This window comes from Micromonospora sp. bgisy143 (assembly GCF_057708145.1).
Genome location: NZ_JBYIRN010000001.1, coordinates 513,693 through 526,930, shown reverse-complemented (window position 1 = coordinate 526,930; position 13,238 = coordinate 513,693). Strand labels below are relative to the sequence as shown.

Below are 13,238 nucleotides of genomic sequence, written 5' to 3'. Positions count from 1 at the left end.
CATCGCGCCGAGCGGACGCCGCCACGCGCCCGACGGCCCGGCGCGGCCGGGTGCGCGCCAACACGGGTCGGTGTGGGCGGGCGCGGGTTGGTGCGAGCGGGCGCCGGCCGCTTGATCGACACGACATCGCCGCAGTCGGGGTATCCGGGCCGCCTGATAGCCCCACTTCGGTGAAGTCGTGTCGATCTTGCGTGGCCAGCCCCTGGCCAGCCCGTGACCCCTGGCCCGTGGCCGCGTGGTCCGGGTCGCCTTGCAGGCGGGTGTGGGCCGATCGGCCCGGTCGGCTCGCTAGCGTGGCGGGGTGACCACCGACCCGCTCGCCCCGCTGCTCGCGCTCGCCGACATCGCCGCCGCCGTCGACCGGGCCCGCGAACGCTTCGACCGTGCGCTCGGGCACCGCGCCCTGCGCCGCCACGGCGGCCAGGTCGCGGCCGAGGTCAGCCTGCGCTCGGCGGTGGCCAGCGCCGCGCTGGAAGGGGCCGTCCACGAGCGCGAGGAGGTACGCGCCGGCACGGTGACCGAGCCGGTGCTCCAGGGGGCGCTGCGGGTCGCCGGTGCTCTGCCCGGCCTGAGCGAACTCTGGCCGAAGGCGCCCCGGCAGGCCCTCGCCCGGCTGCACGTCCTCGCCGCCCGGGACATCGTGCCGGAGGCCGAGCTGGGTCGTCCGGTCGCCGACCCGGTGGTCGCGGCCCGCCTCGACGGGCTGGCCGCCCTGGTGGCCGGCGGGACGAAGGTGTCCCCGCTGGTCCTGGCCGCCGTCGTCCACGGGGAACTGCTCAACCTGCGCCCGTTCGCCGGGCCGTCCGGCGTGGTGGCGCGGGGCGCCGCTCGGTTGGTACTGCTCGCCAGCGGTCTCGACCCGCGCGGCCTGCTCGCCGTGGACGTCGGGCACGCCGACCGCGAGCCCGAGTACGTCGGCTCGGCCGGCGCCTTCGCCACCGGCACCCCGGACGGGCTGCGCTCCTGGCTGCGGCACTACATGGCGGCCGTCGAGGTCGGCGCCGACCAGCTCACCACCATCGGCGACGACATCCTCGCCGCCGCGTGAGCGGTGCGTCAGTCCCGACGCGTCGCCCGGTTGACCTTGGCCTGTAGCGCGCGGCGGGCGATCGGTCCGAGATCGTCGACGATCTCCATGAGGAGCGCGAGCTGGTCGAGCGCGGCCATCGCCCGGTCCGCGCCCGCAGGGTCCACCCCGTCGTAGAGTTCCAGCCCGATGAACGCGGCCGAGACCGCGCGGGCCAGGCCGGGCACGTCGGCCACCTCGGCGAACGGGGAGCCGGCGAGCAGTCTCCGCAGGACCTGCTCGATCTCGTCCACCCAGAGTTGGAGCGCGCCGGCGGTGGGGGCGGCCATCCGCTGGTCCGCCTGTGCCCCCGCCAACATCTGGGCCAGGAAGGTGACGTTGCCGAGTTGGCGCTCCTCCTCGTGCAGCGCCCGCCCGACCGCGAGCAGTTCGCGCAGCGAACCGGTCGAGGCCAGCCGTGCCGACCAGTGCGCGACCCGTTCGGCCGTGCTGACCCGGCAGGCCGCCGCCAGCAGGTCGTCCACCGTGCCGAAGTGGTAGAAGACCAACGCCTGGTTCACGCCGGCGGCGGCGGCGATGGTACGGGCGGAGACGCCGGCGATGCCGTGCTCCCGGATGGCGGCGATGGCGCCGTCGAGGAGACGCTGCTTGGTGTCGGACATGGCTCTCCTCTCGGACGGGCCGGATGCGGCGGTGCGATCATCGCATCGGTCACCAGTTGTGCCAGCCAGGCGACCCCGGGCAGCCGTAGTGTCCAGCCGACCAGGGCCCAGCCGAGATGGACGTGTTCGAGCGAGCGGGCGACGGCGGCCACCCCCCGTTCCGTGTGGCCGTCGCCGCCCACGTACTCCGCCCGCCACAGCACGTGCTCGTGCTCCCGGGCCGCCCGGATCCGCAGGCTGACCGGATGCCGCCGGGCCACCGCCCGCCAGATGGCCGCGCAGGGTCCGCAGTCGTCGTCCAGCCACAGCACCGCCGGCGGTTCCGAGGGGTACGGCCGCCAGCGCGGCCACCAGTCGCGTACCTGCCGCCGGTAGGACCGCCAGGAGTCGCCGTACCGCGTGCGCAGGTCGTGGTGCTCGTGTGGGCCGGCCACCGCCACGCCGAACGCCGTCGCCGACACCGCGCCCAGCGCCAGGGCGCCGCTTCCGGTCACCGTCGCGGTGAACAGCAGCAGCAGTACGGCGGCGAGCTGCATCGGGTTCGCCAGGTACGCGTACGGGCCGGTGGTGACCAGCCGGCGCGGCGGATCCCACGGGTAGGGCGTGCCGCCACCCCGTACGGCGAACTCCGTGACGGCGGCCAGCGCCGGTACGGCCAGCAGCAGCGCCACCTGCGCGACGACCAGGATCCCGGTGCGGTCCAGCCCGAGCAGCCCGGCCCACGACCCGTCGCCGGCCTCGAACGCCACGGTGGGGACGAGCCAGAGCAGCAGGGCCGCGAAGACTCCCACCTGGAGGAGCGCCCGGGCGCCCAGGTGCCGGCGGTCGGCGCACCAGCGACCGAGCAGTTGGGCGGGCAGCGCCACCGTGAGCAGGCCGACGATCTCCCCGACGAGCCAGTGTGGACCGAGGTCGACCAGCGGGTGCAGCGCCGGCATCGCCACCGCGTCGACCCAGAGCAGCAGGCCCAGCGTGACCGGCAGCGGCAGCGCCCGGCGGAGCAGCACCGGCAACGGTCCCCAGAGGGCCGCCCAGCCGATCCAGAGGTCCACCGGCATGCCCCGGTACGCGCCGTCGACCGGAGCGAAGGCGTACCAGCCGGTCCGGCGGGCGACCTCGTGCAGCGCGGCGATGCCGATCCCGGCGGCCAGGAACGCCAGCAGCCCCGCGGCCCGGACGGACCGGTCCCGCTCCCGCGCGCCGACGGCCAGCACGGCCGCCAACGGCACGACCAGGCTCAGCCAGCGGGCGACGGTCATTCGAGGGCCAGCATGTCGAGGAGGTGCCCGACCCCGGCGCCGAGCAGCACCTGCTGGACCGGGCCGAAGTACCAGGACGGGTCCAGGCCCCGCGTGTAGTCAACCCGGATCCGAATCTCGGTCTGGCCGGGGTCGACCGCCCGCCAGCTCAGCTCGGCGTGCCGCCAGGTGAACCAGCGCGCGGTGATGGAGGTGTCCTCGACGAACCCGAAGTCCACCCGTCCCGGTGCGGCGTTCTCCACCGTGGCGAGCAGGTGGCCGCCCGGTCCGTGCGCGCTGCCGTGGTAACCGAACATCCACCGGTCACCGACGTCGAGCCCGTCGCCGCTGACCTGCCCGGGCGTGGGCACCCCCAGGACCCGCAGCGGCACCGACCGGACGTCGGTCGGGCGGGGGCCGGCAGTGAGACGTTCGGCCACCTGGTCCACCGGGAGTCCGACGACGCGGGTCACCTCGACCGTCTGCTCCGGCGCCACCCGGGGGGCGATGCCGCTGCCCTCCAGGCCGGGCAGGAGCAGCAGGGGTACGGCCACGAGGGCGTACGGGCGGTTCGCCTCCCGCAGGGCGCGGACCAGCGCGGTGGTGCCGTGCGCCACCCCATAGACCAGTGGGGCGGCCAGCAGAACGCAGATCGCGCCCTCGTGCAGGGCCACCGACGCCACCAGCAGGGCCACCGTGGTGATCGCGAAGACCCTGCCGTGGGCCGTCCGCTGGGGTGCGAGCGCGAGGGCGGCGGCGAGGAGCACCGGGAGCGCCACGAAGAGCACCGCGCTGTCGGCCCGGCCCTCCCGCACCACCAGGACGAAGACGATCGCCCCGAAGACGGTGATCAAGCCGGCCAGGGTCCAGTGCGCCCGTGTTCTGCGCGGTGTCGGTTCAACGTCGTCGGTCATGCTGATCTCCCCCGTGTTTGAGCGATCGCTCAAGCGGAGGGTACGCGCTCTTGAGCGATCGCTCAAGAGCGCGTGCAGGCGGGGATAATCGTCAAATAGTGATAGACAAACTTCGAAGCCACTCGACGTGCGGGCGCGACGGCGAAAGGGGCTGCCTGGATGCCGGTGTGCGCAGCCTGTTGCGGGCCGTGGTGCTGCGGCTGCTGGGGGCGGCGCCCGACGGGCGTCGTCGGAGCGGCGGCGGTCGTCGTCCGGGGTGAGCGTCAGAGAGGCTGACAGGGTGCCGCTGTGCCTCGTCGGGCGGCGGCGGTCGTCGTCCGGTTTCCGGACGGGAGGTGGGTCAGGCCGTGGTGGCGGCGGCCCGGGTGCGGCGGTGCCGGCCGTACCAGGCGATGCCGATGGCCACCCCCACGCCGACCCCGAGAGCTGCCGCCGCCACCGGGACGGCCGGCCGCTCCCGCCACCGGCGGCCCAGCGGAATCGGGTGCCGGAACTCCAGCACCGGCCAGGCGTTCTCCGAGGCCAGCTTGCGTAGCTGTCGATCCGGGTTGACCACGCTCGGGTGCCCCACGCACTCCAGCAGCGGACGATCGCTGTACGAATCGGAGTAGGCGTACGAGTCGGCCAGGTCGTAGTCCCGGACGGCGGCCAACTCGGTGACCGCCTCGACCTTGCTCGGACCGGCCGCGTAGAACTCGACCTCACCGCTGTATCGGCCGTCCCGCACCGTCATCCGGGTGGCGATCACGTCGGTGACCCCGAGCAACTCGCCGATCGGGCGGACCATTTCCTCGCCGGACGCCGACACCAGCACCACGTCCCGTCCGGCCGCCTGGTGCTCCTCGATCAGGGCGGCGGCTTCGGCGTACACATAGGGGTTGATCAGCTCGTGGAGTGTTTCCGCGACGATCTGACGGACCTGTTCCACCTGCCAGCCCTTGCAGAGCGCGGCCAGGTAGTCCCGTGTTCGGGCCATGGTCTGCTCGTCGGTGCCGCCCAGCCGGAACATCAGCTGCGCGTACGCCGACTTGACCACGTCACGCCGAGTGATCAGCCCGTCCCGGTAGAACGGCCGACCGAACGCCAGGGCGCTCGACTTGGCGATGACGGTCTTGTCCAGATCGAAGAAAGCGGCACTTCGGCCCACGGCGCGAAAGTCTAGCCGGATGGTCTATCGTCGGCGGGTGCCCGGGGTCAGGCCACCCCTTGGACCTGCGGACGGGTACCCCCACCACCGCTCAGCGTGACCGTGCTCACATTCGGCGAGGAGATTTTCGCGCTGAGTGGAGTGAACACCACTCGACGTGACGGGCCCGCTCAGGCAGACTTGTCCGCACGACACGCTTTCACATCCCGAAACAGACAGACCCTCGGCGGTTGCACCCCCCGTGACCGCTGAGTGGTTCGGCTCGACCCCCCCGGAGCCGAACCGTTGACGACCCCCGTCTCCCCCCGACGGGGGTCGTCCCTTTGTTGGGGAGCGCTCCCGGGTTGGTGGCTCCGGACCGTCTGGGGCCCGTCCAGCGCCCTCCCGGCTCGCCGAACGCGTCGATTTCACGAGGCGAGATTGAGTAAGCTTCCGGCCGGAATGGACGAGGGGCGTGATTCGAAGCACCTCGTCGGCAATGCGCTCGAAGGTCGACCGGAGCGATCCTGAAACGGCACCTCGACGCCGTTTCTTCCTGCTACTTCGCACCGTTCAAACTCAGATATGTCGGCTGCGCCGTCCCAGGGCTTGCCGTTGCGGCGACCAATGTTTGCTGCGTCTGTCGATCTCGGCGATGACCAGTCTGGGCTGCCCAAATGCCGTTCTGATCGCCCATGTCCATCAGGTGAAGAGTGCAGTCCGTCCCGACCTCATCGACCCCTTCGATCGACTCATCTTTAGATCGGCGTCGTCGTCCCGCAGTTTTAGTATGTTCGGACAGTTCCCGCGCGGCCTCCGCTGACGTTGGCGATCACCCTTGGTTCTCGAAGGTCGCCGGCCCGGCCTCGAAAATTTGTTCTCATCGAAGGGCATCGGAAATGCTTGTCGACATCCCCTACCGGCCGGGAATGTCGAACGAGGAGAAATCGCGCTATCCGCCGGACCGTCGTGCGGGGCGTGGGACCGGATCGGCCGTGCGCCCGGGCGGTGGAGCGTACGTCCCGCTCGCCGGCCGTCCTGACCGTCGGGCCCGCTGGCGGGGGGACCGCCTCCATCCACCTGGTCGGTGTCGCTTGTTGGCGACCGGTGACCGGCGACCGGCGACCGGTGATCGACCGAGCGGGTCGGGCCGGTGTGGCGACGATTTTCTGCGACCAGGTTGTCGGGATCGACCCCACCGCGATTTCAGGGCAGCGCCGCTAGCTGCACGAATGCCCGTGCGCATAGCAGATCGAGAGCCTCGGCGGGCGTTGTCCACAGGCCCCGAAGTTGTCCACAGGCGGCCCGTTGCCGGGCGCGGCGCGGGCTCATGGCGAGCAGGGTCGGCGGTGCATCCGATCCCGACCGCTGGAGGCCGCGATGGCACCCCGTACCTCCGTTCCGCCGATCCGACGGCTCCCACTGGTCGTCACCGGGGACGGCGACCTGCTCGACGACCTGCTCCGGCTCGCCGCCGCCGGTGGCACCGAGGTGGAACTCGCCCCCGATCCGGCCGCCGCGCGCACCCGGTGGGCCGCCGCGCCGCTGGTGTTGCTCGGTGTCGACCAGGCGCAGGCGTGCCTGCGGGCCCGACTACCGAAACGGCCCCGGTTGGTGTTGGTGGGCAGGGCCGGTCAGATCGACCCCGGCTGGCAGATCGCCGAGCTGATCGGTGCCCAACACGTCGCCGCGCTGCCCGCCGCCGAGCCGTGGCTCGTGGACCGCCTGGCCGAGCACGGCCCCGACCAGCCGGACGGCCCGGGCGCGCGGGTCGTCGCGCTCTTCGGGGGCCGGGGTGGTGCGGGGGCGAGTGTGCTCGCCGGCGGGCTCGCCGTGACCGCCGCGCGGGCCCGACTGCGCACCCTGCTCATCGACGCCGATCCGCTCGGTGGCGGGCTCGACCTCGTCCTCGGCTGGGAACAGTTGGAGGGGCTGCGCTGGCCGTCGCTCACCAGCGCGGACGGGCGGGTGGACGCCCCCGCGCTGGTCCAGGCCCTGCCCAGTCGAGGTGACCTGGTGGTGCTCTCCTGGGACCGCGGCGAGATGCTGGCCCTGCCCGCCGCCGCGATGGCGGCGACCGTCGACGCCGCCCACCGGGGCCGGGACTTCGTGGTGATCGACCTGCCCCGGCAGCTCGACGATGCGGCCGTGGTCGCGTTGCAGGCGGCCGACCAGGCGTTCGTCGTCGTACCGGCGGAGTTGCGTGCCACCGCGGCCGCCGCCCGGGTGGTGGCCGTGGCCGCACCACACTGCGACGCGCTCTCGGTGGTGGTGCGCGGGCCCGCCCCGGGTCGCCTGCGCGCGACCGAGGTGGCACGGGCACTGGGTCTTCCGCTCGCCGGCACGCTGCGTCCCGAGCCGGGGCTCTGCCGTGGCCTGGAACGGGGCGAGGCTCCGGCGGCGGCCGGCAAGGGTCCGCTCGCCGCCCTGTGCCAGCGGATCGTCGCGGACCTCACCGGCGCTGCGACCGGTGCGGCATGAGCGGCCGGCCGGGGGACACCTCCTTCGCCGCGCGGGTGCGGCAGCGGATCGTGGCCGCCACCGACCCGGTCACCCCGGCGGCGATCGTGTCCGCCGTACGCGCCGAGCCCACCGCTGCGGTGTTGGGCGACACCGCCGTCCTGCGGATCGCCGACCGGGTGCACGACGACCTCGTCGGCGCCGGGCCGCTCGCTCCGCTGCTGGCCGATCCGGAGGTGACCGACGTCCTGGTCAACGGCGTTCGCGTCTGGGTGGACCGGGGCGCGGGGCTGCGCCAGGTGGCGATCCCGGTGGGATCGGTCGAGGACGTCCGCCGGTTGGCGCAACGCCTGATCGCCAGCGCGGGTCGGCGGCTCGACGACGGCGCCCCGTACGCGGACACCCGACTGCCCGACGGCACCCGCCTGCACGCCGTGCTGCCGCCGGTGGCAACCGATGGCCCCTACCTGTCCCTGCGGACGTTCCGGCACCGCCCGTACACCCTCGACGAGCTGGTGAGCCAGGGAACGGTGCCGCGACCGGTGGCACCGCTGCTCACCGCGGTCGTCGCGGCCCGGCTGGCGTACCTGGTCACGGGAGGCACCGGCTCGGGCAAGACCACCCTGCTCAACACGTTGCTCGGGTTGGTGCCGGCCACCGAACGGATCGTCCTGGTGGAGGACGCGGCGGAGCTACAGCCGGGGCATCCGCACGTGGTCGGGCTCCAGGCCCGCACCGCCAATGTCGAGGGGACGGGCGTGGTCAGCCTCGGCGACCTGGTTCGGCAGGCGCTGCGAATGCGTCCGGACCGCCTGGTGGTCGGGGAGTGCCGGGGCGCCGAGGTGGTCGACCTGCTGGCCGCGTTGAACACCGGCCACGACGGCGGCGCCGGCACGCTGCATGCCAACACCCCGTCCGACGTGCCGGCCCGGCTGGAGGCGCTCGGCCTGCTCGGCGGACTGCCCCGCGCCGCGTTGCACGCCCAGGTGGTCGCGGCGCTTCAGGTGCTGCTCCAGGTACGTCGCGGTGATCAGGGCCGTGTCCTCGAATCGATCTGTCTGTTGCTCCCCGAAGGTCCGGAGCGACTGGCCACCGTGGTGCCCGCCTGGGTACGTGGACGAGGGTTGGGCCTGGCCGCCCGTGCGTTCGGCGCGCTGCTGCGGGACCGGGGCGTCCCGGTCCCGCCGATCCTGAGCGAGCCCTGGCCCGGATCGGCAGGTCCGGCATGAACCTCACGATGATGCTGGTCGCGGTGCTGCTGCTGGCCACCGCGATCCTGGTGATCTGGCGGGTGAGGAGCGTCCGGGACCGCCGACGTCGGGTGCTGACGCCGGCCCGGCGCGCCGTCGGTGTCGACCCGGACGACGCCCTGGTCGAGTGGATCAGGGACCTCGCTCGCGGGCCGGACCGGCCGACCGACGAGTTCGGCGGCGCGGCGGCCCCGGCCCAACCGGGCCTGCTGGCGCAGTCGACGCCCGGCAGCGGGCGGGCGGTCGTCGCCTGGTCCACCCGGGACCTGGACGACAACCCCGGTCGTTCGAGGGCAACCAATGGAACAGCGGGGCCCATCCGGCCGGCGGGGCTCGCCCGAGCGGCAGGGCCTACCCACCCGGTAGGGCCCACCCGGCCGGCGGGGCCCACCCGAGCGGCAGGGCCCACCCGACCCGCCGGCCCGGCACGTCCGCCGACCCGCCGGGACCCGCGCCGGCCCACCGCCGTCGCCGGGCCGGAGGTCGCGACCCGGGCGGCCGTCGACTCGCCGCACCACGCGGCCGGCGAGCTTTCCACGGAACCGGCGGGTCACGGGACTGGCGAGCTGCTGACCGACCAGGCGGGTCACGGCGGAAACGGCGGACTGCTCGCTGACCAGGCGGGTCACGGCGGGCTGTTCGGGGACCAGTCGGACCGCGATGCCGGCAGGCCGGTGGCGAACGCGGCGGAGCACCGGGTCGGCGGCCGGTCCTCGACCCCTGCGGTACGCGCCCGACGGTCACCGCGTCGGGTACTCCTGCTTGTCGGTTTGGCGGGAGCCGGTGTCGGCACCCTGTCCGGCGGGCCGGTGGCGGCGGTGGCGATCGCCGGCTACGGCACGCTCGCTGCCCGCGCGCTGCTGCGTTGGAGGGCGAATCGGCAGGCTGAACTGATCCGACGGCGCGGCCTGGACCTGCTGTGCGGCCTGGCGGCGGACCTCCGGGCGGGTCTGCCCGTCCCGTCGACCATGGAGGTCGCCTCCGGCACGGGAGCCTCGGCGGCCGGCGTCGACCGGCTTGGCGACCTGACCTCAGCCGCCGTGCGGCTGGCGGATCGGACCGGCGCGCCACTCGCGGAGCTGATCGAGCGGATCGAGGCGGACGCCCGGGCAACCGACCGTGGGCTGGCCGCCGCAGCGGCACAGGCGGCTGGCGCACGGGCCACTGCCTGGCTGCTGGCGGCTCTGCCGATGGGCGGGATCGGGCTCGGGTACGGGATCGGCGTCGATCCCTTGGCGGTGCTCCTGCACAGCACGGTCGGTGGGGTGTGCGCGGTTCTCGCGGTCGCCCTGCAGGTCGTCGGCCTGTTCTGGGCCGAGCGGCTGGGCGCTGGGCCCGGGCGGGCGGCCTGATGCCTCCGGCGTTGCCTGTCGGCTGGGCCGCGGGCCTACGTCGTCGTCCGGATGCGATCCGGATCGCCGCTGGTCTGGCCGGGCTGGCCGTGGCAGTGGTCGTCGGGGGCTGGTTCGGTGTGCTGGGAGCGGTTCCGGTCGCCGTCCTGCTGGATCTGCTGCTGCGGCGGATCGAAACTCCTGCCGTCCGTCACCAGCGGCTCCGGGAGGCTGCTGATCTGCCGCTCGCCGCCGATCTCCTGGCGGCCGCGATGCGTGCCGGTGCGCCGATGGACCGCTCTGTCCTGGCGGTCGCCGAGGCGTTGGACGGCCCGCTGGCCACTCGACTGGCCCGGGTCGGCCGCACACTGCTCCTCGGCGGTGGCCAGGCAGAGGCATGGTCGGCGTTGGACGGTGTGCCGGGAGCCGATCGGATGGCCGCGGCGGCGTTCCGCTCAGCCAACAGCGGCGCGGCGCTGGCCGGTGCGCTGACCCGTCTCGCCGACGACCTGCGGGCCGACCGGGCCACCGCCGCCGAGGCGTCGGCCCGTCGGGCGGGCGTACTCATCGTGCTGCCACTGGGGCTCTGCTTCCTGCCCGCGTTCATTCTCGCCGGCCTGGTGCCGGTGATCGTCGCCGTTCTCGGCGACGTGCTCTGACCCATCGAGGAAGGGAAGATTCATGCGCAAACTCATCGCCCGACTGCACGGCGACGACGGGATGAACACCGCCGAGTACGCCGTCGGCACGCTCGCCGCGGTGGCCTTCGCCGGGATCCTGCTGAAGGTGCTGACCTCCGGCAACGTCCAGTCGGCGCTGACCGCGGTCATCGACCGGGCACTCAAGTGATCGGGCGCCGGCAGGTCGACCGTACGCGGAACACGGACGCTCCCGTGCGCGCCTCCGTCGGCGGCCGGCGGGTGCACGCCGTCGCCGGCGAGCGGGGCTCCTTCACCGCCGAACTCGCGGCCGGCCTGCCGGCGCTCCTCCTGCTCCTGCTCGCCGGTCTGACGGCGGTTAACACCGTCAGCACGCAGGCGAGTTGCCTGCACACCGCCCGGGAGGCCGCGCTCGCCGCCGCCCGGGGTGCCAGCAACGCGGACGGTGAACCGGGCGCGCCGCCGGGGGCGGAGGTATCCGTGTCGATCGACGGTGATCGGGCGCGGGCGACGGTCCGTGCGCCCGTCCGGGCGCTGGGCGGCCGGCTACCACGGATCACGGTGGTAGCCACCGCTGTCGCCGCCGTCGAACCAGGCGCTCAGGAGGTGAGCCGGTGATGCCCCGACCGACGGTACGGCCACGCGGTGACAGCGGCAGCAATGAGATCGGTCGGGGCCATGGTCGGTTCCGTAGCCGCAGACCTGACGGTGACAGCGGCAGCCATGGCATCGGTCCGGGCCATGGTCGGTTCCGTAGCCGCAGACCTGACATCGCGCGAGACCGGGACGGCCGAGCAGATCCGCAGCGGGGTGGTGCGACCGTCCTGCTGCTCGCGCTGGGGCTGGTGTTCGTGCTGGTCGGGACATTCGGTGCCGCCGTCGCCGCAACCGGGGTGGCGGCCCAGCGGGCGGCGGTGGCCGCTGATCTCGGCGCGCTGGCCGGGGCTGCCCGGGTGCTCGACGGTGATCCGGCGGCGTGCGCGTTCGCCGCAGACATCGTGCGGGACAACGCCGGCCGGGTGGTGGGCTGCGTCGTCGACGGGCTGGACGTGCTGGTGACCGTCGAGGTGACGTTCACGCCGATTCCAGGGCTGACCCGGGTAGCGACGTCGACGGCCCGCGCCGGCCCGGTACGCGGCTGAACGACAGAACCCGGCCGAGCCTGGGCGGGTTGGACCGGGCAGCGCTGGGCGGTGGGGCAGGGCTTTGCGCCCTGCCCCCGCGCGCCGGGCTTGAGGGGGCAGCACCGCCGATCTTGCACTTTGTGTCGACGAGATGTGGCTTTCGTGGCCTATGCCGGCGCACAAAGTGCAAGATCGCGGGCGGGGTGGCGAAACGCCAGCCGGGACGTCAGCGGGCCTGGAGCGCGTCGAGGGCGACGGCCATGGCGATGACGAGGCGGCGGTCGATCTGCGGGTTCTGCACCTCGACGACGTACTTGTCGCGCAGGCCCCACTTCTTGACCACCGAGAAGACGGGCTGGCCGCCGGCGGTGAAGTCGAAGTGGTAGGGCAGCCAGGACAGCGAGTCGACGAACCGGCGCAGCAGCGCCACCGGCAGGCTGCGCTCCTGACCCGTCACCTGCGGCAGGCCGGCCTGCTCGACGTGCCAGGTGGAGCGGAGCAGCGACTGCGCGAAGTCCTTGCGGAACAGGCCGATCGGGTTGCCGGCAGCGTCGGTGACGTCGTACGTGGCACCGAGGTCGATGCGCTGGCGGGCCTTGAAGCCGAGCAGGGGCTGCTGCTTGGAGTCGTCGGTGTAGATCGTCACCTGCTCCTTGAAGGCGAGGCGCTTCTGCTGCGCGAAGGCAAGCAGCTCGCCCTCGCTGCCGTCCGGGGCGACCGCCCGGACCTCGTACTGGTTGACCATCATCCGCAGGCGCTGGCGGATGTGGAACTGCTGCAGGGTCTGCAAGTTGTCGAGCTGCATCTGGTCTCCTCAGGGGGTGTCGCGCCGGAGTCTCGCACAGCCGGGCAACCCCCGTCGGCCCGTGCCCGACCGACCAACGCCACCCGGCCACCCCGACCGGCCACCCCGACCGGCCACCCCGACCGGCCACCCCGACCGGCCACCCCGACCGGCCACCCCGACCGGCCAACGCCACCCGGCCACCCCGACCGACCAACGCCACCCGGCCACCCCGACCGACCGACGCCAGCCCGGCCACACCGACCAACCCCACCCGGCCACCCCGACCGGCCCGTGCCACTCAGGCCGGTTCACCCCGAGCAGCCCACGCCCAGGGGCCGAGGCTCACCGACTCACCTGCGCCGGTCCAGCCTGACCGGTCCGCCCCGCCGGACCGGTCACGCGGATTCAGCGACCGTCCACCGTCGAGCGCAGCGACCAGGTATTGAGCACCTGATGAATGCTGCGCAGCCGCTCGTTGATCTGCTCCAGCCGTTCGGCCTGAGCCAACGCGGCCAGCGCGCTCCCGAGCGCGATCTGCTGGTCGAGGGTGAGATGGTCCTGGTCGATGGTGTAGAGCAGGTCGACGGTCTCGGCGATCGTGTCGGCCACAACTTCTCCTCGGGCACGGGGGCGAACTACAACACAAGCATCGATGGAAGC

General features: G+C 73.4%; 14 protein-coding genes. 8 read left to right on the top strand and 6 right to left on the bottom strand.

Features of this window, described 5'->3' with window-relative positions; genetic code table 11:
• The first annotated feature begins 301 nt into the window (after nucleotides 1–301).
• Nucleotides 302–1,048, top strand: coding sequence for a Fic family protein (locus AC3EN4_RS02510; RefSeq protein ID WP_435204317.1), 747 nt, complete (start codon nucleotides 302–304; stop codon nucleotides 1,046–1,048).
• 8 nt (nucleotides 1,049–1,056) lie between these two features.
• On the opposite strand, the gene AC3EN4_RS02505 is transcribed toward AC3EN4_RS02510, so the two are convergent.
• The 4 genes from AC3EN4_RS02505 to AC3EN4_RS02490 all read right to left on the bottom strand — a co-directional run bounded on the left by AC3EN4_RS02505 (nucleotide 1,057) and on the right by AC3EN4_RS02490 (nucleotide 4,988).
• Entirely contained in the window at nucleotides 1,057–1,689 is a 633-nt protein-coding gene (locus AC3EN4_RS02505) for a TetR/AcrR family transcriptional regulator (RefSeq protein WP_422737874.1), read from the bottom strand.
• The gene (locus AC3EN4_RS02500) at nucleotides 1,584–2,948 is read right to left on the bottom strand and encodes an isoprenylcysteine carboxylmethyltransferase family protein (RefSeq protein ID WP_435204316.1); all 1,365 of its coding nucleotides are present in this window, start codon (nucleotides 2,946–2,948) and stop codon (nucleotides 1,584–1,586) included. Before AC3EN4_RS02500 ends, AC3EN4_RS02505 begins: the two co-directional genes overlap by 106 nt.
• Nucleotides 2,945–3,841: a hypothetical protein gene (locus AC3EN4_RS02495; protein ID WP_435204315.1), complete on the bottom strand. Its 897-nt coding sequence runs from the start codon at nucleotides 3,839–3,841 to the stop codon at nucleotides 2,945–2,947. Before AC3EN4_RS02495 ends, AC3EN4_RS02500 begins: the two co-directional genes overlap by 4 nt.
• A gap of 340 nt (nucleotides 3,842–4,181) precedes the next feature.
• The gene (locus tag AC3EN4_RS02490) at nucleotides 4,182–4,988 is read right to left on the bottom strand and encodes an HAD family hydrolase (RefSeq protein WP_422737877.1); all 807 of its coding nucleotides are present in this window, start codon (nucleotides 4,986–4,988) and stop codon (nucleotides 4,182–4,184) included.
• A gap of 1,359 nt (nucleotides 4,989–6,347) precedes the next feature.
• Here AC3EN4_RS02490 and ssd point away from each other — a divergent pair.
• The 7 genes from ssd to AC3EN4_RS02455 all read left to right on the top strand — a co-directional run bounded on the left by ssd (nucleotide 6,348) and on the right by AC3EN4_RS02455 (nucleotide 11,809).
• On the top strand, nucleotides 6,348–7,448 hold the full coding sequence (gene ssd / locus AC3EN4_RS02485) for a septum site-determining protein Ssd (RefSeq protein ID WP_435204314.1): 1,101 nt from the start codon (nucleotides 6,348–6,350) through the stop codon (nucleotides 7,446–7,448).
• Nucleotides 7,445–8,656 carry a TadA family conjugal transfer-associated ATPase gene (locus AC3EN4_RS02480; RefSeq protein WP_435204313.1) on the top strand — a complete coding sequence of 404 codons (1,212 nt, stop codon included), beginning with the start codon at nucleotides 7,445–7,447 and terminating at the stop codon, nucleotides 8,654–8,656. Before ssd ends, AC3EN4_RS02480 begins: the two co-directional genes overlap by 4 nt.
• Nucleotides 8,657–9,282: 626 nt before the next feature.
• Nucleotides 9,283–10,029 carry a type II secretion system F family protein gene (locus AC3EN4_RS02475; RefSeq protein WP_435204391.1) on the top strand — a complete coding sequence of 249 codons (747 nt, stop codon included), beginning with the start codon at nucleotides 9,283–9,285 and terminating at the stop codon, nucleotides 10,027–10,029.
• The gene (locus AC3EN4_RS02470) at nucleotides 10,029–10,667 is read left to right on the top strand and encodes a type II secretion system F family protein (RefSeq protein WP_435204312.1); all 639 of its coding nucleotides are present in this window, start codon (nucleotides 10,029–10,031) and stop codon (nucleotides 10,665–10,667) included. The genes AC3EN4_RS02475 and AC3EN4_RS02470 overlap by 1 nt, the downstream gene beginning before the upstream one ends.
• 22 nt (nucleotides 10,668–10,689) lie before the next feature.
• The gene (locus AC3EN4_RS02465) at nucleotides 10,690–10,857 is read left to right on the top strand and encodes a DUF4244 domain-containing protein (RefSeq protein ID WP_109818247.1); all 168 of its coding nucleotides are present in this window, start codon (nucleotides 10,690–10,692) and stop codon (nucleotides 10,855–10,857) included.
• A gap of 44 nt (nucleotides 10,858–10,901) precedes the next feature.
• Nucleotides 10,902–11,285: a TadE family type IV pilus minor pilin gene (locus AC3EN4_RS02460; protein WP_435204311.1), complete on the top strand. Its 384-nt coding sequence runs from the start codon at nucleotides 10,902–10,904 to the stop codon at nucleotides 11,283–11,285.
• Nucleotides 11,285–11,809: an Rv3654c family TadE-like protein gene (locus tag AC3EN4_RS02455; RefSeq protein ID WP_435204310.1), complete on the top strand. Its 525-nt coding sequence runs from the start codon at nucleotides 11,285–11,287 to the stop codon at nucleotides 11,807–11,809. Before AC3EN4_RS02460 ends, AC3EN4_RS02455 begins: the two co-directional genes overlap by 1 nt.
• 208 nt (nucleotides 11,810–12,017) lie before the next feature.
• Here the strand turns inward: AC3EN4_RS02455 and AC3EN4_RS02450 are convergent, their stop codons facing one another.
• Together AC3EN4_RS02450 and AC3EN4_RS02445 are read right to left on the bottom strand one after the other, a co-directional pair.
• Nucleotides 12,018–12,596 (bottom strand): LURP-one-related family protein, encoded by a 579-nt coding sequence (locus AC3EN4_RS02450; protein ID WP_422737883.1) that lies wholly within the window; start codon nucleotides 12,594–12,596, stop codon nucleotides 12,018–12,020.
• Nucleotides 12,597–12,983: 387 nt separating this feature from the next.
• On the bottom strand, nucleotides 12,984–13,187 hold the full coding sequence (locus AC3EN4_RS02445; protein WP_422737884.1) for a hypothetical protein: 204 nt from the start codon (nucleotides 13,185–13,187) through the stop codon (nucleotides 12,984–12,986).
• Between the last annotated feature and the right edge of the window lie 51 nt (nucleotides 13,188–13,238).